The 25,845-nt window shown below is 28.3% G+C and carries 23 protein-coding genes and 1 pseudogene; 4 read left to right on the top strand and 20 right to left on the bottom strand.

Annotation, left to right across the window (positions count from 1 at the left end; genetic code table 11):
* Positions 1 to 96: 96 nt before the first annotated feature.
* Positions 97 to 1,128, bottom strand: a complete 1,032-nt coding sequence (locus tag ACTG44_RS01515; protein WP_479921141.1) for a YeiH family protein — start codon at positions 1,126 to 1,128, stop codon at positions 97 to 99.
* A gap of 187 nt (positions 1,129 to 1,315) precedes the next feature.
* On the opposite strand from ACTG44_RS01515, the gene ACTG44_RS01510 reads away from it, so the two are divergent.
* A complete protein-coding gene (locus ACTG44_RS01510; protein ID WP_021382668.1) occupies positions 1,316 to 2,206 on the top strand; it encodes a LysR family transcriptional regulator in 891 nt (296 codons plus the stop codon).
* Between the two features lie 51 nt (positions 2,207 to 2,257).
* On the opposite strand, the gene ACTG44_RS01505 is transcribed toward ACTG44_RS01510, so the two are convergent.
* The 13 genes and pseudogenes from ACTG44_RS01505 to ACTG44_RS01445 all read right to left on the bottom strand — a co-directional run bounded on the left by ACTG44_RS01505 (position 2,258) and on the right by ACTG44_RS01445 (position 15,452).
* Entirely contained in the window at positions 2,258 to 3,184 is a 927-nt protein-coding gene (locus ACTG44_RS01505; RefSeq protein ID WP_021382628.1) for a ketopantoate reductase family protein, read from the bottom strand.
* 217 nt (positions 3,185 to 3,401) lie between these two features.
* On the bottom strand, positions 3,402 to 3,986 hold the full coding sequence (gene pyrE / locus ACTG44_RS01500; RefSeq protein ID WP_479921140.1) for an orotate phosphoribosyltransferase: 585 nt from the start codon (positions 3,984 to 3,986) through the stop codon (positions 3,402 to 3,404).
* Positions 3,987 to 4,070: 84 nt separating this feature from the next.
* Positions 4,071 to 4,973, bottom strand: a complete 903-nt coding sequence (locus ACTG44_RS01495) for a dihydroorotate dehydrogenase (protein ID WP_479919665.1) — start codon at positions 4,971 to 4,973, stop codon at positions 4,071 to 4,073.
* Positions 4,966 to 5,658: a dihydroorotate dehydrogenase electron transfer subunit gene (locus ACTG44_RS01490; RefSeq protein WP_479919664.1), complete on the bottom strand. Its 693-nt coding sequence runs from the start codon at positions 5,656 to 5,658 to the stop codon at positions 4,966 to 4,968. The genes ACTG44_RS01495 and ACTG44_RS01490 overlap by 8 nt, the downstream gene beginning before the upstream one ends.
* Positions 5,659 to 5,696: 38 nt before the next feature.
* Positions 5,697 to 6,617 carry an aspartate carbamoyltransferase gene (pyrB, locus tag ACTG44_RS01485; RefSeq protein ID WP_021382639.1) on the bottom strand — a complete coding sequence of 307 codons (921 nt, stop codon included), beginning with the start codon at positions 6,615 to 6,617 and terminating at the stop codon, positions 5,697 to 5,699.
* Between the two features lie 290 nt (positions 6,618 to 6,907).
* Positions 6,908 to 7,933: a C40 family peptidase gene (locus tag ACTG44_RS01480; protein ID WP_479921139.1), complete on the bottom strand. Its 1,026-nt coding sequence runs from the start codon at positions 7,931 to 7,933 to the stop codon at positions 6,908 to 6,910.
* A gap of 615 nt (positions 7,934 to 8,548) precedes the next feature.
* Complete coding sequence (locus tag ACTG44_RS01475; protein ID WP_479921138.1) at positions 8,549 to 9,682, bottom strand: M56 family metallopeptidase; 1,134 nt, start codon at positions 9,680 to 9,682, stop codon at positions 8,549 to 8,551.
* 330 nt (positions 9,683 to 10,012) lie between these two features.
* Positions 10,013 to 10,159: a hypothetical protein gene (locus ACTG44_RS01470; RefSeq protein WP_479918768.1), complete on the bottom strand. Its 147-nt coding sequence runs from the start codon at positions 10,157 to 10,159 to the stop codon at positions 10,013 to 10,015.
* A gap of 210 nt (positions 10,160 to 10,369) precedes the next feature.
* On the bottom strand, positions 10,370 to 11,479 hold the full coding sequence (tnpB, locus tag ACTG44_RS01465) for an IS200/IS605 family element RNA-guided endonuclease TnpB (protein ID WP_479921137.1): 1,110 nt from the start codon (positions 11,477 to 11,479) through the stop codon (positions 10,370 to 10,372).
* Between the two features lie 22 nt (positions 11,480 to 11,501).
* Positions 11,502 to 11,567, bottom strand: a pseudogene (locus ACTG44_RS01460) (transposase); the annotation flags it as partial.
* Between the two features lie 582 nt (positions 11,568 to 12,149).
* A complete protein-coding gene (locus tag ACTG44_RS01455; RefSeq protein WP_479921136.1) occupies positions 12,150 to 13,064 on the bottom strand; it encodes a M56 family metallopeptidase in 915 nt (304 codons plus the stop codon).
* 169 nt (positions 13,065 to 13,233) lie between these two features.
* Positions 13,234 to 14,499 (bottom strand): NAD-specific glutamate dehydrogenase, encoded by a 1,266-nt coding sequence (gene gluD / locus ACTG44_RS01450; RefSeq protein ID WP_021382594.1) that lies wholly within the window; start codon positions 14,497 to 14,499, stop codon positions 13,234 to 13,236.
* A 128-nt stretch (positions 14,500 to 14,627) separates the two neighbouring features.
* On the bottom strand, positions 14,628 to 15,452 hold the full coding sequence (locus ACTG44_RS01445; RefSeq protein ID WP_479917909.1) for an ATP-binding protein: 825 nt from the start codon (positions 15,450 to 15,452) through the stop codon (positions 14,628 to 14,630).
* A 277-nt stretch (positions 15,453 to 15,729) separates the two neighbouring features.
* Here ACTG44_RS01445 and ACTG44_RS01440 point away from each other — a divergent pair, with 277 nt between their 5' ends.
* Positions 15,730 to 16,917, top strand: a complete 1,188-nt coding sequence (locus ACTG44_RS01440) for a class I SAM-dependent methyltransferase (RefSeq protein ID WP_479921135.1) — start codon at positions 15,730 to 15,732, stop codon at positions 16,915 to 16,917.
* A 128-nt stretch (positions 16,918 to 17,045) separates the two neighbouring features.
* Here the strand turns inward: ACTG44_RS01440 and ACTG44_RS01435 are convergent, their stop codons facing one another.
* From ACTG44_RS01435 to ACTG44_RS01420, 4 genes are all read right to left on the bottom strand, one after another.
* The gene (locus ACTG44_RS01435) at positions 17,046 to 18,272 is read right to left on the bottom strand and encodes an NAD(P)/FAD-dependent oxidoreductase (RefSeq protein WP_479921134.1); all 1,227 of its coding nucleotides are present in this window, start codon (positions 18,270 to 18,272) and stop codon (positions 17,046 to 17,048) included.
* Positions 18,247 to 18,720 (bottom strand): 4Fe-4S dicluster domain-containing protein, encoded by a 474-nt coding sequence (locus ACTG44_RS01430; protein ID WP_479921133.1) that lies wholly within the window; start codon positions 18,718 to 18,720, stop codon positions 18,247 to 18,249. The genes ACTG44_RS01435 and ACTG44_RS01430 overlap by 26 nt, the downstream gene beginning before the upstream one ends.
* Positions 18,713 to 20,614, bottom strand: coding sequence for an anaerobic carbon-monoxide dehydrogenase catalytic subunit (cooS, locus tag ACTG44_RS01425; protein WP_479921132.1), 1,902 nt, complete (start codon positions 20,612 to 20,614; stop codon positions 18,713 to 18,715). Before cooS ends, ACTG44_RS01430 begins: the two co-directional genes overlap by 8 nt.
* 170 nt (positions 20,615 to 20,784) lie before the next feature.
* On the bottom strand, positions 20,785 to 21,852 hold the full coding sequence (locus tag ACTG44_RS01420) for a CapA family protein (RefSeq protein ID WP_479921131.1): 1,068 nt from the start codon (positions 21,850 to 21,852) through the stop codon (positions 20,785 to 20,787).
* A 284-nt stretch (positions 21,853 to 22,136) separates the two neighbouring features.
* On the opposite strand from ACTG44_RS01420, the gene ACTG44_RS01415 reads away from it, so the two are divergent.
* The gene (locus ACTG44_RS01415; RefSeq protein WP_009888017.1) at positions 22,137 to 22,307 is read left to right on the top strand and encodes a DUF362 domain-containing protein; all 171 of its coding nucleotides are present in this window, start codon (positions 22,137 to 22,139) and stop codon (positions 22,305 to 22,307) included.
* Between the two features lie 169 nt (positions 22,308 to 22,476).
* Here the strand turns inward: ACTG44_RS01415 and ACTG44_RS01410 are convergent, their stop codons facing one another.
* Both ACTG44_RS01410 and ACTG44_RS01405 read right to left on the bottom strand, forming a co-directional pair.
* Positions 22,477 to 23,016: an FmdE family protein gene (locus ACTG44_RS01410; RefSeq protein ID WP_044212069.1), complete on the bottom strand. Its 540-nt coding sequence runs from the start codon at positions 23,014 to 23,016 to the stop codon at positions 22,477 to 22,479.
* Positions 23,017 to 23,159: 143 nt separating this feature from the next.
* Positions 23,160 to 23,792 carry a redox-sensing transcriptional repressor Rex gene (locus ACTG44_RS01405; protein ID WP_021382595.1) on the bottom strand — a complete coding sequence of 211 codons (633 nt, stop codon included), beginning with the start codon at positions 23,790 to 23,792 and terminating at the stop codon, positions 23,160 to 23,162.
* 135 nt (positions 23,793 to 23,927) lie between these two features.
* On the opposite strand from ACTG44_RS01405, the gene ACTG44_RS01400 reads away from it, so the two are divergent.
* Entirely contained in the window at positions 23,928 to 25,841 is a 1,914-nt protein-coding gene (locus ACTG44_RS01400; protein WP_479917904.1) for an ABC-F family ATP-binding cassette domain-containing protein, read from the top strand.
* The last annotated feature ends 4 nt before the right edge of the window (positions 25,842 to 25,845 follow it).

Raw genomic sequence — 25,845 nt, 5'->3', positions numbered from 1 at the left:
TAAACTTATCGAAATTCATTTTTTATTTATATTATAAATTATTAGTATCATATTATTTTAATTAATCAAATTAATATTACAAACACTATTTTTGTACTATATAAATATTTTTATTAAAACTATAGCTGATACAACTTGCACTGTACCTACAAGTAAACCATATAAAGAAACTTCTTTCCCTTGTTTCACTAAATCTTTTACATTAACCTTTAAGCCAATTGCTGCTAAAGCTATTATTTCAAATTTATTACTTATTTCTTTACACAATACAGATACTTCTTTTGGTATAATGTTCATTGAGAAAAGTGCACAAGTTATAAAAAATCCAATTACATACCATGGTATAGTTACTTTTTTCTTTTTTATCTCGTCCTTTTCTTCTTCAAATATTTCACTATTAGACTGATTTTTCATATGCCCAAATACTAATACAACAACAACTAAAAATATCACTCTTACTATTTTAAAAATAGTTGCCAAATCTTTTACATTTTCTCCAACCATTGCTCCACTTGCTACAACTTGACCAATTGATTGTAAAGTCCCACCTATCATTGCTGATGTTTTTACAAGTTCATGGCTATATAAAAGTTGAGCTATTATTGGAAGTAAAAACATAAGAAATATACCAGTAACATTTACAATAGTTATTGCAATTCCCTTCTCTTTGTCTGTAGCACCAACTACTGGAACTGTTGCTCCTATAGCAGAAGAACCACATACTGCGTTTCCGCTTGCCATTAAAAATCTAAAATTTTCTTCAAAACCTAACTTTTTGCCTATATAAAGTGCTGCTATTATTGTTATTGTCATTTGTAATATTATAAATAAAATTCCTGAAACTTTTAAGTCTATTAAGGTAGATACACTGAGTGTTGCTCCTAATAGTACTATTGAATATGATAGTAAATCTGTCTCTGAAAATTTATAGCCTTTTTGAAACACCTTTTGATTTAAGAATAAATTTCCTACAAACATGCCTAAAAATATAGAAATTGATGCTGCTCCTACCTTAGGAATTAGAGTAGAAATAAATATACTCATGTAGCCTACTAGTACTGATACAATCAGTCCTGGTAATATTTCTTTTATAGTTTTTGATGTCAAATTACTTTTATTCTTTAACATAATATACCTACCTTATAATTAATATAGTTTTCTTTACAATAATAGTATATAATTGTAATAACCATAAGTAAAATAAATATATAATATCGTAATGATTAATATTTTTGATGATTATTACATGTAGTATAATTATTTGTAGAAAGCATATAAAAAATGTAAAATTTCATTAAGTAAAGGAGATATAAAATTGTTTGAGGAATTAAAAACATTTGTGGCTGTAGTTGAATATAAAAATTTTACTAAAGCTGGTGAATACTTAAACTTATCACAGCCAAGTGTAAGTAAACACATTAAAAATCTAGAAAACTACTTTAAAGTTGTACTTATAAACAGGTCTATTAAGCAAAAGACTATTTTTATAACAGAAAGTGGACAAATATTATATAAAAGGGCTAAAGAAATATTAAATCTTTTAAATATTACTTATCATGATGTAAGCCAAGTTTCAGATGTTATAACTGGACGCTTAAAAATTGGTGCTAGTTTAACCATTGGAGAGTATATTCTACCTAATTTCTTAGCATTATTTTCACAAAAGTATCCTGACATAGATGTAGAAATTTTCATAGAAAATACATCAATTGTATCTTCTCATGTTAAGGATTACATTTTAGATATTGGACTTATTGAAGGCACTTGTTCTTCTCCTACATTTATTCAAGAATATTTTTTTGAAGATAAGATGGTTTTAGCACTTCCATATAATAGCCCTTTGTTAAAAGACTTTAGCTTTGACAAGCTACAAGACCAGAAGTGGATAGTAAGAGAAGATGGCTCTGGTACTAGAGATTATTTAGATATGTTTTTAAGTGTTAAAGAGATTATTCCAAAAAGTATGATGGTTTTTGGAAGTAACTATGCTGTCAAAGAATCTGTTAGAAATAATTTAGGAATTACAATAGTTTCTAATCTAGTTACAAGCTTACCTGTTTTAAATAATGAACTGTCTGTCATAGAGCTTGGAAGCAACTACAACAGACATTTCTCATATATACATCCAAAAGATATAACTTTATCAAAAGCAGCAAATATTTTTATTGATGAGTTAAAGGTATTTAGCAATTTAAACAGTTTATAATATTAATAGAATTTAAAATCAATGCTTATCAAAGTTTTGTATAAATAATCTTTAAAATCTACTTTCAATTACTTTTATCATGTAAAAAAAAGTCTGATTTATAGGGGTAGATATGTTATATTTCTTTCCAAGTTCACAAATATTTTTAGAAAACATATCTACTTCTGTAAGTCTATGAGCTTCTACATCTTGGAGCATTGATGTTCTTCCTTCTTTTGAATGTTCTAATATTCTATGTAACGAATTTTCTACATCATCTTCTGTAAGATGTATGCCTTTTGCTTGAGCTATATCAACTACTTCTCTCATTGCAGACTTTGCTAATTCCCTTAGATGCTCAGAGCTTTGAAATACCCCATAAGATGCACCTAGTATAGCTGACGTTTGATTTACACCTATATTAACCATGTATTTCCACCATATATCTCGTTGAATATCTTTTGATAGAATATATTCTATATTTACACTATCAAATACCTCAGTTATTATATTAGTTTTTCTATCTTCATTATTATCTTTGTTTCCAAATACAATGATTCCATTAGTAGTATGTATAATATTATTATTAATTTTCTTAGCATCTATATTGGTAACATATGAGTATACCATTTTTTCAATTCCAAATCTTTCTCCTATTATCTCTTCACTATCAACTCCATTTAATAAAGACATTATCACTGTATTTTTTCCAACTAATCCGTCTAATTCTCTTATATTTTCTCTCAAATTATTATATTTTAAGCCTATAATTATAAAATCAGCCTCTTGTTTATACTCATCCTTAGTTACATAATCAAAATCATACCTTTTCCCATTTATTATAAATCCATCTTCTAAATATCTTTTCTTTCTTTCCTTGTCACAAAGAATTTTAAAATCATACTTGGAATTTAAAAATTGTTCTGCAAAAGTAGCCCCTACAGCTCCTACTCCAAAAAATATAACCTTTTTCTGAGTTTCATTCAATTGATTTTTCATACTTATCCCTCCTCAATATATATAATAATTTTTTTATCTTATACTTATATTGTACTGCTACTAGCTCCTATTTTGTAAATATATTTTTAACAAAAAAACAGTTAACCTTAGTCTATAAGGTTAACTGTTTTTTCTTTAATCTATATCTCACATTAATAGTTTTTACTCTAAAAAATTTATATTTTCTAAGTACCACTAAAATTAATCGAGTTATTTGTTACATTCCTAATTCTTTAAATTCTCTACTTCCAGGTTTAACAACTGGTAATTTTCCTTCTTTACATAGAGGACATTCATCAGATTCATAAACTTGTATATCAAGTTTTATAGCACTATATATAGGCATACCTATATCATGATTAGTTCTGTCTGCTATACATGCAACACCTATAACTTCTCCACCTAATGCTTCCAATACTCTTTTTGTCTCTATAGTTGATTTACCAGTAGTTACAACATCTTCAGCAATTATTATTTTTGCACCTTTTTTAACTTCAAATCCTCTTCTTAATTCCATTGTATTGTCTTTTCTCTCAGTGAATATAGCTTCTTTCCCTAACTGTCTTCCTAATTCGTAAGAAACTATTACTCCACCCATTGCTGGCCCTACTACTAAGTCTATATCTAAATCTTTTATTTGTTCAACAACTGTACTTAATACTTGAGCAGCATACTCTGGAAATCTTAATACTTTTGCACATTGTACATATCTATTACTATGCTTTCCTGAAGATAATAAAAAATGTCCTTCTAATAATGCATCACTTTTCTTTAATATATCTACTACATCTACTTTACTCATATTATTTTTCCTCCATATTAATATTATAAAATTATTGTTTACTTAATCTATATTTTTTATTTTTAAAATACTATTTATACTACCTTATATAATTCCTTTTATTTCTTCTAAACTCTTTATTCCTTCTTTTTCCATAAATTCATTAATTCCATCTATTATTTCAAGACCAATTTTAGGATTCATAAAGTTTGCAGTTCCAACTTGAATACAAGTAGCACCTGCCATTATAAATTCTATAGCATCTGTAGCTTTAGTTATTCCGCCCATTCCCATTACAGGTATATTTACATTTTTACACACTTCATGTACCATTCTTAAAGCTATAGGTTTTATAGCTGGACCAGATAACCCAGCATAGACATTTTCAAATACTGGTCTTCTATTTTTTATATCAATTGCCATTGCTTTAAAAGTATTAACTAGAGATACCCCGTCAGCACCCTCTTCTTCACAAACTTTTGCCATTCCTACAATGTCTTCTGCATTAGGTGATAGTTTTATTACTAAAGGTAGTTTCGTTATGTTTCTTACCTCTCGAACGACTTCCCTTGCCACTTCATTTTTTATACCAAAAGCCATGCCTCCAGCTTTAACATTTGGACAAGATATATTTAATTCAATAATATCTATAGGTTTGTCATTTAACATTTGAACACCTAATAAGTAGTCTTCTAGTGTACCACCTCCAACATTAGCGATTCTAACTAAATCTAATTCGCTAAAGAAAGGCAATTCATTATCTATAAATCCTTGAACTCCAGGATTTTCAAGCCCAACGCTATTCATCATCCCAGATGGTGTTTCATGAACTCTCATACCATTGTTACCAGGTTTTTTATTTAAAGTAAGTCCTTTACTGCTTATACCACCAAGTTTTTGTATATCATAAATGTCGTTATATTCTCTTCCAAATCCAAAAGTTCCAGACGCCATTATTACTGGATTTTTAAATTCTATACTTCCAAATTTTACATTTAAATTAGCCATTAAAAATCACGTCCTCTCCCCAGAACACTGGGCCATCTTTACAAGTCTTTTTATTTCCTTCATTAGTTTTACATGTACATACTAAACAAGCGCCGACTCCACATGCCATATGGTTTTCAAGAGACACCATAATTCTTGTTTTAGTACATTCTACCATCTTAACTAATTTTTCCATCATTGGAGTTGGACCACATGTTAATATGTAATCGTATTTCTCCACATCAATTATATCTGTTACAAAAGTATTACCTACTGTTGTATGGACTTCATTACACACTTGCTTATATTCATCTTCTAATATAACATCTTCTCTAAATCCAAGATATGCGTCACAGTTTTTTATGTTTTTAGCAACTAAGTATAGTGGCGCTACACCGATTCCGCCTCCTACTAGAGCTACTTTTCCATCAACCTTAGTATATCCATTACCATAAGGTCCTTCTAACTTTATAGTATCATTTACTTTTAGGTTACTTAAAATTTGAGTTCCTTCTCCTACTACTTTATAAAGAAAAGTTATTCCTTCTTCATCTATATCATGTATACTTATAGGTCTTGAAAGTACTGGATAAGTGTCCCATGCTCTTAGCATATAAAATTGTCCCATTCTACCTTCAAAATTACCTTTTACTTTCATTCTATACATATCTTCGCCTATGTATATATTTTCCAGAATTTTATACATCCCAAAATCTCCTTTACTTTACTATTATATGAGGGCTATTAATCTTCATTTATACCTAAAAGTTTTATTATTAAAGCCATTCTAACATACATACCATATTTAGCTTGTTTAAAATATACAGCTCTATCATCATCATCTACATCTATATCTATTTCATTTACTCTTGGTAATGGATGCATTACCAGCATGTCTTTAGATGCTTTTTCTAATTTAGCTTTATTTAAGATATAATAGTTTTTAAGTCTTTCATATTCTGATTTATCTTCAAATCTTTCTTGTTGAACTCTAGTCATATATAAAACATCCAAGCTTCCTATAACATCATCTAAATTATTAGTCTCATAGTATGCATGTCCTTTTATAGCTTCTTTTATATAATCTGGCATTTTCAATTCTTCAGGCGCTATAAATACAAACTTTGTATTTTTGTATCTGGCCATAGCCTTAACCAAAGAATGCACAGTTCTTCCATATTTTAAATCACCACATAATCCTATCGTATGGTTTTCTAAAGTTCCTTTTAATGATTTTATAGTAAGTAAATCTGTAAGTGTTTGGGTTGGATGTTGATTCCCGCCATCTCCTGCATTGATAAATGGCACTTCCGTAAATCTAGCAGCCTCTGACGCTGCCCCTGATTGAGGATGTCTCATAGCTATTATATCAACATAACTAGATACTATTCTCATTGTATCACCTAAAGTTTCACCTTTTGATGCAGAGGATGAGTTTGGCTCTGAAAAACCTACAACACGACCCCCTAGCCTGTTCATTGCAGATTCAAAGCTTAATCTTGTTCTTGTTGATGGTTCATAAAATAATGTAGCTAATAGTTTGCCTTCACATATACGAGAATATTTTGACGGATTGTCAATTATTTTTTGAGCTAATTCTAATATTTCATCTATTTCTTCTATTGAAAAGTCTTCTGGTTGGATTAAATTTCTTGATTTTAACATCTTTCGTCCTCCTTTTTTAGCCTCTCTGAACTAAAATTAAAAGTATTTTTGTACTGTTAGTAGCTTACCACCTTTGCCTTATCCTGTCAAGGGATTGCACAAATAATCATTATATGGAAAGACTACTATTTAATAGTAATATTAACTTGAATATTGATTAAATGTAAATCCATACAAAAACGCTCTATATTACATTTAAAATATAATCATTTTTTGTTTCCTGATTAAATTAAATATAATATAGAGCGTTTATACTTATGTATTTATCAATTTGTCAAATTACAAATTGACTATAATATTCTTTTTGCTGTAACAAATCTTGCTGTATAGTATGCTGAATTTATACTAGTTACACGAACTGTCTTTCCTGTTGATGGTGAATGTATCATATTACCTCCACCTACATATATACCAACATGACTAACAGAACCAGAACCATTAGTTGTGAAGAATACTAAGTCTCCTGGCTGTAAATTTGCTTTGCTTACAGTTTGTCCATAATTAGATTGTGCTTTAGATGTTCTTGGTATTTTCTTGCCTACTGCATTTCTATATACATATTGTGTAAATCCAGAACAGTCAAAAGTATTTGGTCCTTCTGCTCCCCAAACATATGGGCAACCTTGTTTAGAATATGCCAAATTAAGTACAGCTTGAACTGCATTAGAGTTAGCTGTTGGCACATTTGTATTATTATTTTGTTGATTGTCATTTGTATTATTATTTTGTTGATTATTATCTGTAGAATTTCCATTTTGATTAATACTTGGGTTTACTTCTGGTTCTTCTATTACTGGAGCTTTATCTGATATATAAGATGCTTTTACATATCCTTCTGTTTCTCCATCTTTAACTTTTAACCACTCACCATTTTCTTCCAACACCAATAAAGAGCTTCCTTTTTCTAGCTCCTCAATTACTTCTGAACTTTCGCTCTTATCTTTTCTTAAGTTTACCTTATCAGCGTTAGTATATCCTACACCTTCAGATATATCTACATATCTAGTAGCTAACCAACCTTCACCATCTTCAACTTTAACCTTAACCCATTCCCCTTGAATTCCTAGAACAGTAAATTCATCACCAGAATAAGCTATATTTTGAACTTGACCTTCTTCTCTTATCTTTATAGCTACTCCATCTTTTATCTTTGCAACTTTATATTTTACTTCTTTATATTTACCTAAATTTAATTCAGTATTTGTTTTATCATCCTTATTTTGAGATGAATCATTTACTTCATCCGCATTTACAATTGAACTTACTGATAATGCCATAACTGATGCAAATACTGGTATTAATATCTTTTTCTTCACGATAAACCTCCTAAAATTTTCCCATAATTATCTTATGATTCTATTTTGTAGGTGAAGTGTACCTAAGGATAAAATACTAATACACAATACATTAATAAAAGCTCTATCTGTAACTTTTTTGTAAACCACTTTATATAACTTTTATAGTATCATTATATTAATAAAATAAATAACTTAGTTTATCCAATATGTCACCTAAATATACATTATTTACTTAATTATATAATACGAGTCTGTAAAAGTAAAGAATTTTGTACCTTTAGAGGCTAAAGTACGCATAAATATTGTTTTATGTGTTTTTTTATGCGTTTTCATGTGGCGTATATTTTTTGAGTGAATTACTATAAAGTTAGTCATTTTGTGATTTTTTTAACTCTACATTTCTATTTTTTAAAACGCATTCATCACAATAAAATTCATAATCTAAATCTATGTGTTTATCCATTATATATGCAAATGTATAGCAAAATACTACTAATTATAGTTGAAACATTATTAAATCCCTCTAAGTTTATATTATTAATATTGATATCTTTTTTATTTCTTAAGATATTTATTGTAAAAGTATAATATGTAAATGGTAAAAATAATTTATTTCATTTATTTGAATTTTTCTTAATCATTTGACAGACTGTCATAGTATCTTACACCAATTCCTATTTGGTCAGAATCTTTTGGAATCAGCCCTATTTCTTCACAATTTCTTTTATGTTCTTCTCTCACATTTTTAGGAGCATCTGCATATGTAAATTCTAAAAGTGTAACTTCTCCGCTAAAAATATGCAGCTTCTCCATGTCATATTTAGGCAATACATTAAAATTGACAATACTAGTTGCATTAACCTTTAAAAAAGTAATAGAAGATAATAGACATAGAGTTAATGCCATTAATATACCATTCTTATACTTTTCATTAAACATATTCTTTACTCTCTTTCTAATATCAGATTGCTTATGTAGACCAGCTATAAATTTATTTGAAGTATTTGTTCCTTTTCTCATTGCATTTATAATCGTCAAAGCGTAGTCCTTTTTTTCCTCTGAGTTTCTATTTTTTAAAACACGTTCATCACAATAAAGTTCGCAATCTAAATCTATGTGTTTATCCATTATATATACAAATGGATTAAACCAATATACTATTTTTAAAAACAAGATTACATATTTTAAATAAAGGTCCCTACTCTTAAAATGCATAAGTTCATGCCTAAAAATCCAATCTAATTCTTTTAGCTTATAATCATGTGGTGGCAAAAGCACACATGAATTAAAAAATGCTGGAGTCTCAACTTCATATGAGTACTTAAGCTTTATATTTTTTGTTATATCAAATTCTTTCAATATACTTTTATAAAGATTTACTATATCTTCGTCTTCAACTTCATAACATAAATCGCCTATTAAGTTTTTAAGTTTTATATATTTAAATATAGTATAAATTAAATATATAACTACAGATATAGTCCAAAAATATAGTAAAATACTACTAATTATAGTTGAAACATTATTAAATCCCTCTAAGTTTATATTATTAATATTGATATGTTTTTTACTTCTCAATATATTTATTGTAAAAGTATAATATGTAAATGGTAAAAATAATTTAATAACAATTATCATCCATATATAGTAATTAAATTTTTTGCTAAATCTTTTAAATATATTTTTCTTGAAAATTAATATCAGAAGAATACTTAAACTACTCACTATAACAGTTCTAAAAATCCCATTTAGAATAAAGTTAGACATATATTTTTCCCCTATCTTATTTAAGAGTGTTCTATAGTTAATTTTAATTAGTTCTTAATACCTTAATATCATATTTATTACTTAAAATATATGTTTTCTGTAATAAATAACTATGTTTTATTGTCTTATATTATAGTTATTTTAAGGCATGATTTATGAAATATCCTTATACTTAATTATAGCTTAGTAATGATTACTGTGCATTAAACATCATTAATTTAATATCTATAAATTTGACAGTTAGAAATATACAAAGTCGAAGCTATAATTAAGATTTGATAGTCTAAATATAAAAATTTCATAATATTAACTTTAAGATTAAGTCTAACATTATTTTTTTATATCCATGCAATCTTTAAAAAATCTAGGCATCATTTCTATTGGATCTGAATCTTTTGGAATTATCCCAATTGCTCTACAATTTTCTTCATGTTCTCTCCTAAATTTTTTAGGTGCATCTGCATATGTAAAATCTATTGTTACAAATACATCTTCTTTTCTTCCTTCAAATGTATATCTTGAGCTCTCTAAGAAATCATTTTCTTCAATAAGACTGGTTGACTGAACCTCCCATGACTAAAGTCACAGGGTTCCTGTTTCATAGAATTTTGCATACTAAAATATGTCTTACCAATTCTCCACAGGCTATCCCCGTAGTTCCTACGGTTCTTACATACGTTATCTATTTTAAACGGTTATTAGTCTTAATCCTTCTTTTAGTATATTTATACTTGCATTTATATCTCTATCGTGAGTTGCATTACAACAAGGACAAACCCATTCTCTTATACTTAAATTCTTCATTTCCTCGTTTTTGTACCCACATTTATTACATATTTGTGAACTTGCAAAGAATTTACCTACTTTTACAATTTGTCTACCATACCAATTAGCCTTGTATTCTAATTGACGAATAAATTCTGACCATGACACATCAGAAATAGAAAGAGATAATTTACGATTTCTAGTCATATTCTTTACTTGTAAATCCTCTATGCAAATAATATCATTCTCTCGTATTAATTTGGTAGATAGTTTTTGTAGAAAATCCTTCCTTTGATTAGCTATATGTTCTTGAAGTCTTGCAACTTTTAATCTTGCCTTATTTCTATTTAAACTACCAATTGTTTTTCTCGATAGTTCTCTTTGTAATTTAGCAAGTTTATTTAATGACTTCTGAAGATACTTAGGATTTTCTATAAATTCTCCACAACTTGAGATACAAAATTCTTTAATTCCTAAATCTAAACCTATCTGACTATTAGTATTTTCAAATGCTTTAATATCTATATCAGTACAACATAATGATACATAATATTTTCCACTTGGCTCTTTGGATATAGTAGCATTAAGTATTCTACCTTGAGGTACTTGTTTATCCCTTACTTTAACCATTCCAAGTTTAGGTAATTTTATATATTGACTAAAGTACATAATATTTCCATTTGTAAAGTTAGTTCTATATGAAAATCTATTAGTTTTCTTTGATTTAAATTTAGGAAATCCTGTATTTTCTTTAAAGAATTTTTTATATGCGTTTTCTAAATCTTTTAAGGTATTTTGTAGTGAAAATTTGTCAGGTTCTTTAAGCCACTTTAATTCTCTTTTTAAATTGGTCAAATCAGAACTACACTGTTTATAAGTAAAAGTTTCTTTATTATTTTCATAAACTTCTATTTTTTTAGCAAGATATTTATTATATACAAATCTACAACATCCAAAAGTTTTGTTAATTAGCTCTTGCTGTTTTTTATTTGGATATATTCTAAACTTATATGCTTTTTCCACTACTATCACCTCACTTTACTTGTTTTTTATGATTATGTAATACTGGATGTCTATATTTTACACACCATACTATATGGTATTGTACTAAATATACATATCTGAGCTACTTCAATTTTTACTCACCCATCCTAATATTAACAAGGTAAATTTTTTTAAACAAGTATTTTAAAGGTTTTTATATTTATTTTTAAATAACGTATGTAAGAACCGTAAGTCCTAAGTTTTATCATTTTGAGGTTGTCGTTCACATAAGTTCGCTACTACCTATGCAGTTCTCTTATGAACTTCTTACACTTTCATGTAAGCACAGACTATATCTTATCCTTCGGCGTTATTCGTTAAGGTCTACCCACTTCCACTACCAATAGCTTGTAGTGTACTTCCCTCAAGAGGAATAGTCGTTGAAGTTTCTCCTATTCGGAGCTTACCTGCTGATTTCCCATTTTAAAGTACTTAGGGTTTAACCTTATACCATCTAACCAATTTTTTCTACTTTCGTAACTTTCACACTTAGGTTTATTTCATCCTTATGTTTTAGTTTGGTTAGCTTTAGGGGTTTCCAGCAATTCAAGTAGTGTTGGATAGGTTATATCCTATCTCCACATATAAGTTTCCCTATATGCTGACTATTTTAGCTACTAACTCACGACTTAAAGTCACGAGTATGCGTAGCTATTTTTTAATCAAATTTTAAAAATGTAATAGAAGACAACAGGCTTATAATTAAGGCTATTAAAATACCATTTTTATATTTTTCATTAAACATATTTGTTATTCTTTTTCTAATATCAGATTGTTTATTTAGACCAGCTACAAATTTATTTGAAAAATTTGTACCTCTCTTCATTGAATTTATAATGGTTAAAGCATATTCTTGTTTTTGCTGTATATTACAATTTTTTAAAACTCTTTCATCACAATAAAGTTCACAATCTAAATCTATTGCTTTATCCATCATATATACAAATGGATTAAACCAATATACTATTTTTAAAAATAGTACTATATATTTTAAATAAAGGTCTTTACTTTTAAAATGCATTAGCTCATGTCTAAAAATCCAATCTAACTCTTCTAATTTATAATCATGCGGTGGTAAAAGTACACATGAATTAAAAAATGCTGGTGTTTCAACTTCATAAGAATACTTAAGTTTTATTTCCTTAGATATATTGAATTCTTTTAACAAACTTGTGTAAAGCCTTATTATTTCTTTGTCATCAACTTCATAAGATAAATCATTTACTAAATTTTTAAGTTTTATATACTTCAAAACAGTATAAACTAAATATATTATTACGGTAAAAATCCAAATATACAATAAAATACTATTACTTGAAGTTGATACTTCATTAAAATACTCCAAATTAATATTATCAATATTTATATTTTCTTTACTTCTAAAAATATTTAAAGTAAGAGTATAATATGTAAAAGGTAATAACAATTTAATAACTACTATTATCCATATATAATAGTTAAATTTTTTACTAAATCTTTTAAAGAAGCTTTTCTTAAAAGCTAATATTAAAAGATTACATAAACTACTTACTATAAGAGTTCTAAAAATTCCATTTAAAATTAAATCAACCATTAATTCTCACCCATCTTACTTATAGCACTTTAATTTTTATATTACATAATTTATAAATTAAAACAAAAAATGACCCATATTATCTGAGCCACATAATTTAAGGGCTGTACTATGTACAGCCCCTTTATATCTTAAATAATTATATCCTATTATTTATTAAGAGTAAATCCTAGTACCATCCTCTTAATTTCATAGCTTCAGCAACTTTCTTAATTGAATGCATGTAAGCAGCTTCTCTCATTGTAACATTGTACTCTTCTTTGATTTTCCAAATAGATTCAAATGCTTTAACCATAGCTACTTCTTCTTTTTGCTCTACTTCTTCTTCTGACCAGTAGTATCCATATAAGTTTTGTACCCACTCGAAGTAAGAAACTGTAACTCCACCAGCATTAGTTAATATATCTGGAGTAAGAACTATTCCTCTTTCAGCAAATACTTCATCAGCTTCTGGAGTAGTTGGTCCATTAGCAGCCTCACAAACTAATTTAGCTTTTATAGATTCAGCAACTTCTTTAGTTATAGAGTTTTCTAATGCAGCTGGTATTACTATATCAACATCTGAAGCCCAGAACTCTTCTAAAGATATTCTCTTAGCTCCTGGGAAGTTTAATAAGTTACCATGCTCTTTCATGTGGTCTAACATAGCTTGACCATCTAAACCATTTTCATTGTATATAGCATAAGAACCTTCTGATTTGCACCATTCAGCCATAGCTACAACAGTACCACCAAGTTTTTCACAGTTAAGAACTGTGTAAGAACCAACGTTTCCTATACCTTGAATAGCTAACTTAGCTTTTTTCATATCTATTCCTAATTTAGCAGCAGCTTCTCTTGCAGTAACAGCAACACCAAATCCAGTAGCAGCTGTTCTTCCTAAAGAACCACCAAATTCAACTGGCTTACCAGTTAAAACACCTATAGCACTTTGTCCAGTTAATTTATTGTACTCATCAACCATCCAAGACATTATTTGTCCATTAGTGTTTACGTCTGGTGCAGGAACGTCAACTTTCTCACCTATTAATTTATATATTCCATCTATGTATCCTCTACTTAATCTTTCTAATTCACCTTGAGATAAAGTTGATGGATCTACTATTATTCCACCTTTACCTCCACCATATGGTATACCTGTTACAGAACATTTGAAAGTCATCCATATAGATAAAGCTTTTACTTCGTCTCTTGAAACATTTTGATGGAATCTTATTCCACCTTTTGTTGGCCCTACTGCATCATTATGTTGTGATCTAAATCCTTTAAAAGTTTTTATAGAACCGTCATCCATTTTAACTGGAATTGAAACTTCTATAACTCTCATAGGTTCTTTTAATAATTCATAAACTGCTGGTTCCATACCTAATTTATCACATGCATTTTTTACTTGAGATTGCGCCATCTCGAAGACATTTACATCTTTTCCTGACATTTGAAAGCCCCCTTATAAATACGTTATAATTATGTATACTCCATTTAGAAAAAACCATTTCCTAAATTTACAGTTTAATTATAGCACACTTTATTGCAAATTAGTATATCATTTTTTCAGTTTATTTTTTAACATGGGAGGAAGTTTATTTTTTTAATTTTATGAATGTTAATATCTATTTTTTGTACATTAACTAAAGTCATTTTCTCAATAGACTTTTTTATTATCTGTTGCATACTTTCAATTTTTTTTATAACTTCTAAATCATTGATATTTATACTTACAAAAATATTCATAAAATTATTGCAATTCTCTATATTGATTTTATTTATTCTATCAATGCTTCCAAAGTTGTACACTTCATATTCAATAATCTGTTTAATTACTTCTTCACTAATATAAAACTTTCCGATATAGCTAAAAGTTGGTCTTATTATTGTTTTTTCCAAAACTACCATATTCCTATTATTTCCTTTTCTAAAAAGTCTCTTTAATGGATTTATACTAAGGCCACTTGCCATACTTTTTATTTCAACTGCTGGAACAGGAATTACATGATTTCCTTCTTTTCTAGATTGTTTTGCTATTTCTATTTCATATTTAGTACTTATCTCTTGGATATTCACAAATTTATAAACTCTTCCAATTGATAATCTATCTACAATCTGATTAACCATTTTTTTTGATGTTCCAATAATAAGAATTCTTCTTATATTTTCTTTTTTAATTGTCTCCCTAACTTCTTTCCTATGTTCCAAATTATAAAAAATAGCCCTTTTAACTGCTTCTATAGTAGTACTTGCTTGTTTGGCTGATATTCCAGCTAAAACCTTGTTTTTATATATTAAAATTCCATCATCAATTATATAATCTATATCATTTTCATATGCAAACTCTAAAGCCTTAAAACTCTTTCCTGTACCACTTGACCCAACCAAAGCATATACTTCCATTTCACATCTCCTTCATAAAATAGCTTAAATCTATTTACTACAAAATTTTATTACACTTTATTGATTAAAATTATTATATCATTAACAGTTGAATATTATATCCAATATGAAATTTTATAAGCAAAAAATATACTACAATATGAAATTCTTTTACAAAAGATAAATTTCCTTCAAATAGAAAATTTACTGAAAAAAATTTTACTTTTTTAAAAAAAGGAATATAATATACTTTAAGCAAGGAAAACTTACTGGATTTACATTAGAAGGAGCTGGTAATATGAATATTACAAAAAATTTTTTAAGAGACTATTTAGAAAGATTTGGCGAAACACCATTTCTAGTTAGGCTTAAAGACGGAGAAGAATTTCTAATTGGAGATGGCTCTCCTCAGTTTAAAGTTATTGTAAATAATGATATTAGCAAATCTGAATTACTAAAAAGTACATCTTTAGCACTTGGAGAAGCCTACATAAATAGAGATATCGAAGTTGAAGGAGATTTATTCTTAACTTTGAATCTGCTTTTGAAACAAATAGACAAATTCAATATTGATAATTCAGCTGTAAAACATCTATTACACTCATCAAATTCAATGAGACATCAAAAAAAAGAAATACATGCTCACTATGATATTGGCAATGATTTTTATAGCTTATGGTTAGACAAAACTCTTAGTTATTCTTGTGCATACTTTAGAAATGATAATGATACTCTTTACGAGGCTCAAGTCAATAAAGTTCACCACATATTAACTAAACTAAATTTAGAAGAAGGTATGAGTCTTCTTGACATTGGTTGTGGTTGGGGATTCCTATTAATAGAAGCAGCAAAAAAATATAAGATTCATGGTGTTGGAATTACACTCAGTGAAGAACAATATAAAGAATTTAATAAAAGAATCCAAGAAGAGAATCTTCAAGATTATCTCGAAGTAAAACTTATGGATTATAGGGAGCTTAAAAACTCAGACCTTATGTTTGATAGAGTTGTAAGTGTTGGTATGCTTGAACATGTTGGTAGAGAAAACTATGAACTTTTTATTAAAAATGTAAATGCTGTCTTAAAGGATGGAGGATTATTTTTACTTCACTATATAAGTGGTCTTAAAGAATCTTATGGAGACCCTTGGATAAAAAAATACATTTTCCCAGGAGGGGTTATTCCTAGCCTAAGAGAAATGATACATATTTGTAGCGACTACAAATATCATACTATAGATGTAGAAAGTCTAAGATTGCATTATGTAAAAACCTTATTACATTGGCAAAAAAATTTCTATGAAAATCTGCCAAAGATTAAAGAAATGTTTGATGATAAGTTTATAAGAATGTGGGACTTGTACCTTTGTTCTTGTGCTGCTGCTTTCAATACTGGTATTATAGATATACATCAGATACTCTTAACTAAAGGTATAAAAAATGATTTACCTCTTACTAGAGAATATATGTATTCTCATTCAAAATAATAGTTTTATAAACTGTAATATAGTTTAAACTTAAGTATAAAAATAGAGCTATTCCTAAATAAGATTTCTTATTTTAGAATAGCTCTATTAATTGATTTTTATATTGTAAACATTACTCTACTATAGCTTTATACGCTATAACAAAATTCTCCATTTTCTTTTATATTAAAAAAGTCTGCATAGCATACATCAAATATTCTATTTTCTAAATCAGATATTTCAACTTTGTTTTTTATCAAATAAGTTAATACTCCTACATATGAAATATCTCTTTGTATAACAGCTCCATAAATTACATTGTCTTTAAAAACAAATTTTTTATAATCATCAATTCCATCTCTAATTAATACTTTATAACTATCATCTAAAGGTGTATTCATACCTATAGAAATAGTTGGTATATCCATGAAATTCATACTATTTTTAAAAGCAAATTCGTCTTCTATCTTTTTATCTTTTCCAACCATATTATACGCAGCTACAATTCCTTGCTTTACTGCTAAAGGCCAAATAGCATTTTTGCCAACAACATCTCCTGCTGCATAGATATCTTTTTGTGTTGTTTGGCACATATCATCTATTATTATACCTCTATCATATTCTATTCCTGTTCCATCTAAAAAATCAGCATTCGGTTTAACACCTGTAGCCACAATTACCATATCTGCATCAAGAATATCTCCATTTGAAAACGCAACACCTTTAACATTTTTACTATCATCTAAGACAATTTCTTGAATTGATGCACTTGGGTAAAATTTTACACCCTTTTCTTTAAATTTATTTTCATATACTGATGCTGTATATTCATCTAATTGTCTATCTAGAATGTATTTTTCCATAAACGCTACAGAAATATTTAACTGCTCGTATTTAAATAATCCAACTAATGCATCTATACCAACTAGACCAGCACCAATTATAACTACATTTTTAGAGCTTTCTGCTTTTTCTTTTATTTTATAAATATCATCTATGTTTCTCACAGAGTATACAAAATTTCCATCTCTTAAATTTTTTATTGGAGGAATAGCAGAAGATGCGCCTGTAGCTATTAAAAGTTTATCATAATTTACAGTAATATCTTCTGTCTGAACCTCTTTTTTATTTATATCTATACCTTTAACAGTTTTACCTGAAATCCAATTTACATTATTTTTCTCCATAAAATCTTCATCAACAAAATTTATTTGTTTCAAAGTTCTGTGTTCAGATATAACATGATGTAACATACATCTTGAGTATATATTTTCATCTTTAGAAATTACTACTATATTTGAATCTTTATCTAATTCTCTTAATGTTTTTACTGCATTGATACCAGCAGCACTAGCTCCTAACACTACATAATTCATCATTTTCCTCCTTCTGTAATTCAATTGCTCCACTTGGGCAATTAGCTACACATCTAGGATACTCCTCATCTTTACATAAATCACATTTAAGTATGTTTTGCTTGCTTCTATCATCTGGTTTTAATAATCCATATGGACAAGACATCACACACATATAACATGAACCACATTTTTCTTCATCATATGAAACGATTCCACTTTCACTGTCTTTATGCATTGCACCACTCATACATGCTAATGCACATTCTGGTTCATCACAGTGTCTACAAAGAATTGGAACTGGATTATTATGTTTGCTATCTAATTCTATATGTCCTCTACTATCATTATCTATATTTTCTAAATCAAGAGTATACATATCATAGTCTTTATTGTGCTTTAGCATACATGCTAATACACAACTCTTGCATCCTGTACATAAATCTTTATTTATAAAAATTCTATGCATTACATTCCACATCCTTTAACCCTAAATTTTTTCTTCTGTCTATTATTATTTCTTCTAATTGATTAGCTGAAGATTTAGGGTCTGGATTCACTATAACATGTCCTCCTGTTAAGTCTTTTAATTTTTCTGTTAATACTTCTGTTACTAATTTTCCCCCTGTTATAAATGGAGGTAAAGCTAAATGAAGAGGTAAACCAAGGGCAAGACCAAAAGCTCCATCAGCCAAGGCTTGTTCTTCTAACCATTGTGGAGCTGAAAGCACCAATGGTAATTGTGGTAAGTCTATTCCAAGTTCAGCTGCTAATTCAGTTGCTACTATTTCTAGTCTTCCTATCGCTAGACATGGTCCAAAGTTTAATACTGGTGGTATTCCTAGAGTCTTACATACTTCTTTTAAGTTTTCCCCTGCTAACTCTTCTGCTCCAGGTGACATAAGACCAACATTTTCTAATCCTCCAGTAGAGCATCCTGCTGAAAGTACTATTATATCTTTTTTAATCAATTCTTTAGTAAGCTCAACAGTATTTACATCATGTCCTCCTGCTGTCATATTTGAACATCCTACAACAGCTGCAACACCTTTAATTTTTCCTTCTGCAATTAAATTAATAAGAGGTTTCCATGAATCCCCTAAAAACGCTTTCAAGTTCTTTTCACTTACACCAGTTAAAGATTGTTCAAATCCATGGTCTTTTGGTATGTCTATTTCAACACTTTCTCTTCTCTCTTTATAAGATTCTAATGCTTTTTCTATCAATGTATTACTAAGTTCATCTAATTTACTTCTGTCTAATCCTATATATTCCGCATTTGCTTTTTTAGCAACATCATCTAAGCAAACCATTTTCACTTTATATTTATCTGCTATTGGCTCAAGACCTGGTATAGTACAGTTAAACTCCGAAAGAACTATATCTATTGCTCCAGTTGATAAAACAGCCTCACTTGTAAAGTTATTACCAGCATGTCCAGCAAATACTTCTTGATAGTGTTCTCCTCTTAATTGTAAATCTTGACCAACACATGTACATCCTACTAACTTAAATCCTTTTGCTCCAACTGCTTGAGCTAATTTTATAACATCTTCATCTTTTAATCTATCTTGGAAATTTGCAAATGTTGAATGTTGATGACCTGTTATCATTATATTTATGTAGTCTGGGTCTATTACATTAAATCCTACAGGAGCCATTCTTATAACTGGTTCTCCTAGCATAACATCATTTAAAAGATTAGTTAGTGTAAGACCATATAATCCTGTTGATATACCTAGATTTAAACAGTTAACTAGCATATCTACTGGGTCACTATTTAAATTTGTTGATGATTTTACTATTGCATCAAAAACTTCTGACTTTGCACCACCAGGCATTATCCCTAGCTCTTTCCATTTCTTCACTCTAGGTGCATAAGCTATTTTTTCTACCAATTCCATTTTGTCATCTCTTGATTTATATAAATCATTAATAACTTTATCAGCAACTTTTATACATTTATCATATTTTTCATCACTTTCTATTCCAAACATCTCTGCTAATTGATTTAATGTTTTTTCTCCTTTAATAACACCTTTAGTTATTCCAACATTCTTTAAATTCTTAGCTGTATTTTCTACCACATGTAAATAACAAGCTGCTCCAGATGCTACAGCTCTTAAAAAGTTTCTTGCTACTATAGTGTCTGCATCTGCTCCACATATACCTCTTGGAGATTTAGGAGTTACTCTACATGGTCCATTTGAACAGAGTCTACAACAAACCCCCTGAAGTCCAAAACCACATTTAACTTTTTGATCTTCTGTTCTATGAAATGCTGTTTCAACATCCTTTGAAGCTACAAAACTTTCTAATTTCTTGTCTGCACTTTCGCACATTTTACAAGTGTTACAAGCCATTACAAATTCCCCCTTATATTTTTATATTAAAAAAGTAGATTAAATAGCTTTATTATAATTGATTATAATTTAACTATTAAAATCTACTTATTTAATACCACGTTTTACCATATCCTAAACAAAATATAAATTATTAAAATAAATATATATATTTATTTTTTTTTACATTTTTATTTATTCAAATCTTTACTTATTTTTTCTAGTTTATTTAAAACTCTATCTTTCTCACTTCCATCCAGTACTTTTGGTTGATAATTATTTCTAGAGCTACTAGATGTTATTGATGTTGGGATTATATTTGGCTCTTTAATTGAAGTTAGTTTGTTATCTGAAAAAGAAAAAGTTTGTTGATATATATAACTATCTGTATCAGAAGGATTCTTATTTCCTCCAAAACAAAAATTTCCTAGACTATAAGCTATATACTTATCTTTATATTTTTCTATACCTTGAATAACGTGTGGATGAGAACCCATAACTAAATCAGCTCCCTTATCTATTACATAATGAGCAAAATCTTTTTGTTTTTTATCTGGATAATAATCTAATTCTATACCCCAATGAAAATACACCACAACAATATCTGATTTTTTCTTTAGAGCTTTAATATCATCTTCCATTTGTTTTAAGTTCTTTTCATTATATTCAGTTGATAATCCATTATATCCTAATAATCCTACCTTAATTCCTTTGACATCTATAACAGCATCTTTGCCTAGACCAAAATAATTTATTTTATTTTCATCTAAGATAAACTGTGTGTCTTTCATTCCTTCTTCAAAATAATCTTCTGAATGATTATTCGCAACACTTACTGCCTCTACACTTCCAGATTTTAAAATATTTACATATCCTGGAGCCCCTTTAAATGCAAACTTCTTTTCTTTTGCATTTGACGCAGTAGTAAGTGGCCCTTCCAAGTTAACTACTGTTAAATCATCTTTCTCAAATACAGGTTTTACATTTTTAAGAAAGTAATCATAGTCTTCTCCTTGTCTTTTAAATTCATGGTCAAAACTACCATAATATGATGAACCTTTATAGTTTCCCATAGTTACATCACCAGCGAAACTTATAGTTATGTCTTTTTTTACAGGTTCTCTTTTTTCTTCTTCAACCTTACTTTGGCTATTCTTAGAATCCTTTTTAGTATTGCTTTCCTTATTTGGATTATTAGAACATCCTACTACAAATAACACCATACTCATAATACATATGTAAACTAATTTATTTTTCATATTAAATCTCCTTTGCATTAATAGATTTTAAGATAAAATATACTTTTTTAGAGTATAACATTTTTAAATAGAATCGATACCATATTCTTTAACTTTAATTTTATTTTTAAAATAAATCCTTTTAAGATAAATAAAAATATAAGCAGATTAAACTTTATTGTAAAACTTTCAAACAAGAATATCACAATAAAGTTTTTGTTGTAGAATTAATTTAATTGTTATATTCAATAATATTTGTTATAATGTTATTGAATTACAATACATATAAAAGGGAGGATTTCAAAATGGCATATAAAATTACTGACGCTTGTATAAGCTGTGGTGCTTGTGAGGCTGAATGCCCTGTTAGCTGTATATCAGCTGGAGACGACGCATATGTTATAGATGCTGGTTCTTGTATAGACTGTGGTTCTTGTGCAGGAGCTTGTCCTGTAGATGCACCTCAACCAGAATAATAATTCGTTATTCATAAAGAGACTGATTTTATTTTATCAATATTAATCAGTCTCTTTTTAATTATACATAATTCAAGTATCATAATTTATATATTTTGTTATATTCTCTATATGATTCTTCTTAATATACTATTAATATACATCTAAATACTTTTAATTTAATATAAATTTAATCCTCTTCATAAAATCTTTCATATTTATCAAAGCAATCAAGACATACTTTCTTCCCTTCTTGAATTCTTATGTACTGCTCAGGTGCAAATTCACCACATACTTCACATTTAAGAGATTTAAATATTCTAGCTTTCTCAGGAAGTCTTAACTTCGTATCTGTAATATCAAATATTTCTTCAAAATCACTTTCTAATAAGTATTTTTTATATCCTTCTCTATCCATATCAAATGGTTTAGACTTTACATATATTCTTATAGATTTTCCGTTTTCTCTATTAAAAAAATGATATACTGATTTTCCAGTCATCCTAAGTAGTAAATTCCCTTTACCCATTGTGCAACTTAACACTACTTGTATACCATCTATTCCACAAGCATCATTTTCAGAAATACATACAATCTCCTCATCTCCTGATTGTTTACATTCTAAGTATTCTCTTGCTGCGAGTGCTGCTTTAAAACCTATAGCCAACCCTGGACATTCATGCCCATGAAATTCAATAACCTTTTTCCATAATTCCTCCACTAAAATCACTCTCCCTAAGACTATTTATTTGTATACATTATTTAAATTTTTATTTTATCCTAATACTTCAAAAAGCCAGAGGATTTAATATTAAATCTTCTGACTTTCTCAATACTCTTCATAACTACTTATTATTAATATATTTAAGTTGTCTACTTTCCTTCTTTCATTAAATATGATAAGGTAAATAAGCTTTCTGTTAGGTTTACATTTTCAACTATAACACCTTTCGGAACTTCTAAATCTAATGGTGCAAAATTCCACACACCTTTTATTCCTGCTTTTACAACTCTATTAATAACTTCTTGTGCTCCATTCTTAGGTATACATAATACAGCAATATCTATATCATTATTTTTTATAAAGTCTTCTAAAGTATCTGAATCTAATACTTCAAATTCTCTTATCTTTAAACCTATCATTCTAGGATTTGCATCAAATAAAGCTTTTATCTCGAATCCAGCTTTTCTAAATCCTGCATAATTGGCTATGGCTTGTCCTAAGTTACCTGCTCCTACAAGAACTGCGTTGTATGGTCGATCCAATCCAAGAATTTTACCTATCTCAGTATGAAGAGCCTCTACGTTATAACCATATCCTTGTTGTCCAAAGCCGCCAAAGTTGTTTAGGTCTTGTCTTATTTGAGAAGCGGTAAATCCTATTATATCACTCAATTCTTTAGAAGATATTCTTTGTATATCCCTATCTAATAAGTCTCCAAGATATCTATGATATTTTGGGAGCCTTCTTATAACTGCCATTGATATATTTTTATTTCCCAACATCTTCACCTCCTAAAAGTGTCCTCTTTTTTGTTTGATTCACAATAAAATATTTCTTTTTCAAAACTAATACATATAACCTTGATTATATTATATCAAAACATTATAATTTTAGATAGTTCAAGGAGGTAGAAATTTATGATTGTTTTGTCATGTAATAACTTAAATAAAAGTTTTGGTATAGATTCTATATTAGAAAATATTAGTTTTACAGTAAATGAAGGCGATAAAATTGGTATAATTGGGGTTAATGGTACTGGGAAAACTACTTTATTTAAAATAATTTCAGGAATTTATGGTTATGATAGCGGAGATATTTACACTTCTAAAGATTGTGAAATCGGATATTTAGAACAAAATACCAATTTTTATTCGGATAATACGATTCTGGAAGAAGTATTGGAAGTTTTTAAAAATTTGATAGAGATGGAATCTTATTTAAGAGAATTGGAGGTTAAAATATCTGAAGAAAGTACAAAAACAAACTCTTCAATTCTAGAAAAAATAATGGATGAGTATTCACATAAACTGGAATTATTCTCAGATTTAAATGGATATGGATATAAGTCTGAAGCCAAAGGGGTTTTAAAAGGATTAGGATTTAGTGAAAATGATATGGATAAACCAATAAGTATACTTTCTGGTGGTGAAAAGACTAGAGTTCTTTTAGGAAAATTACTTCTTAAAAAACCAACTTTATTGCTACTTGATGAGCCTACTAACCACTTAGATTCTGAGGCTATAGAATGGTTAGAAGTATTTCTAAAACAATATAAGGGTACTGTTATGTTAATATCTCATGATAGATATTTCCTAGACCAATCTGTAAATAGAATTTTTGAAGTTCACAATAAAAGACTTAAAGTATATAATGGTAACTACTCTAAATTTGTTGAGTTATCTAAAGTAGAAAAAGAACTAGAACTTAAGAAATTTGAAGACCAGCAAAAAGAAATAAAAAAACAGGAAGAATCAATAGAAAGACTTAAAGCTTATGGTAGAGAAAAGCATCTAAAACGTGCAAGAAGTAAAGAAAAAGCATTGGATAAAGTAGATGTTCTAGATAAGCCAGAAGCTTATAGAAAAAAAGCTCGTATACAATTTACTCCATCTGTCCAAAGTGGTAATGATGTTCTTCAAATCAGAGATGTATCCATGGGTTATGGAGAACGGGTACTTTTTAAAGACTTGGATTTAGATATATATAGAGGAGAAAAAGTTGCTCTTATTGGTGCAAATGGCATTGGTAAGTCTACATTATTTAAAATAATAACTAATGAATTACAACCTATTAGTGGTAATATTAAATTTGGTACTAATGTCCATGTTTCTTACTTCCATCAGGAGCAAAAAACTCTTAATTTGGATAACACAATAATAGATGAGATTTGGGAAAATAATAATCATCTTACTCAAACTACTTTGAGAAATATGTTAGGAGCATTTTTATTTGTTGATGAAGAAGTTTTTAAGAAGATTTCTACATTAAGTGGTGGAGAAAGAGCTAGAGTTGCTATACTTAAACTTATACTATCAAATGCAAATTTATTATTATTAGATGAGCCTACTAACCATCTAGACATTGATTCTAAAGAAGTTCTTGAAGAGGCATTAACTAATTATGATGGGACTATATTTACAATATCACATGATAGATATTTTCTAAATACAGTTGTTGATAAGATTTTAGTTTTAGATGAAAATGGAGTTACTGAATATCTAGGAAACTATGACTATTATATCGATAAAAAAAGGCAAATCCAAGAGATGAGTCTTATAGAAGAAAAAGAAGAAAAAACTAGAACTCAGATAAAAGATGAAAAAAGAAAAGAAAGAGAACAAAGAGAAGTAGAAAAGAAAAATAGAATAAAAAGACAAAATATAGAAAAAGAAATTGAAAAGTTAGAACTTAAAATTGAAGAATTAGATATACTTTTATGTCAAGAAGAAGTATACTCTAATCCAGATAAAGCTAAGGAAGTTAGCCAAGAAAAAATTAATTTAGAAAATAACCTTGCCTCTCTGTATGATGAGTGGGAAGAATTTATGTAAAAAG

Source organism: Clostridioides sp. LIBA-2809, from assembly GCF_056688965.1.
Note: the sequence above shows the minus strand (reverse complement) of the source record. Positions and strands in the feature narration are given on the sequence as shown.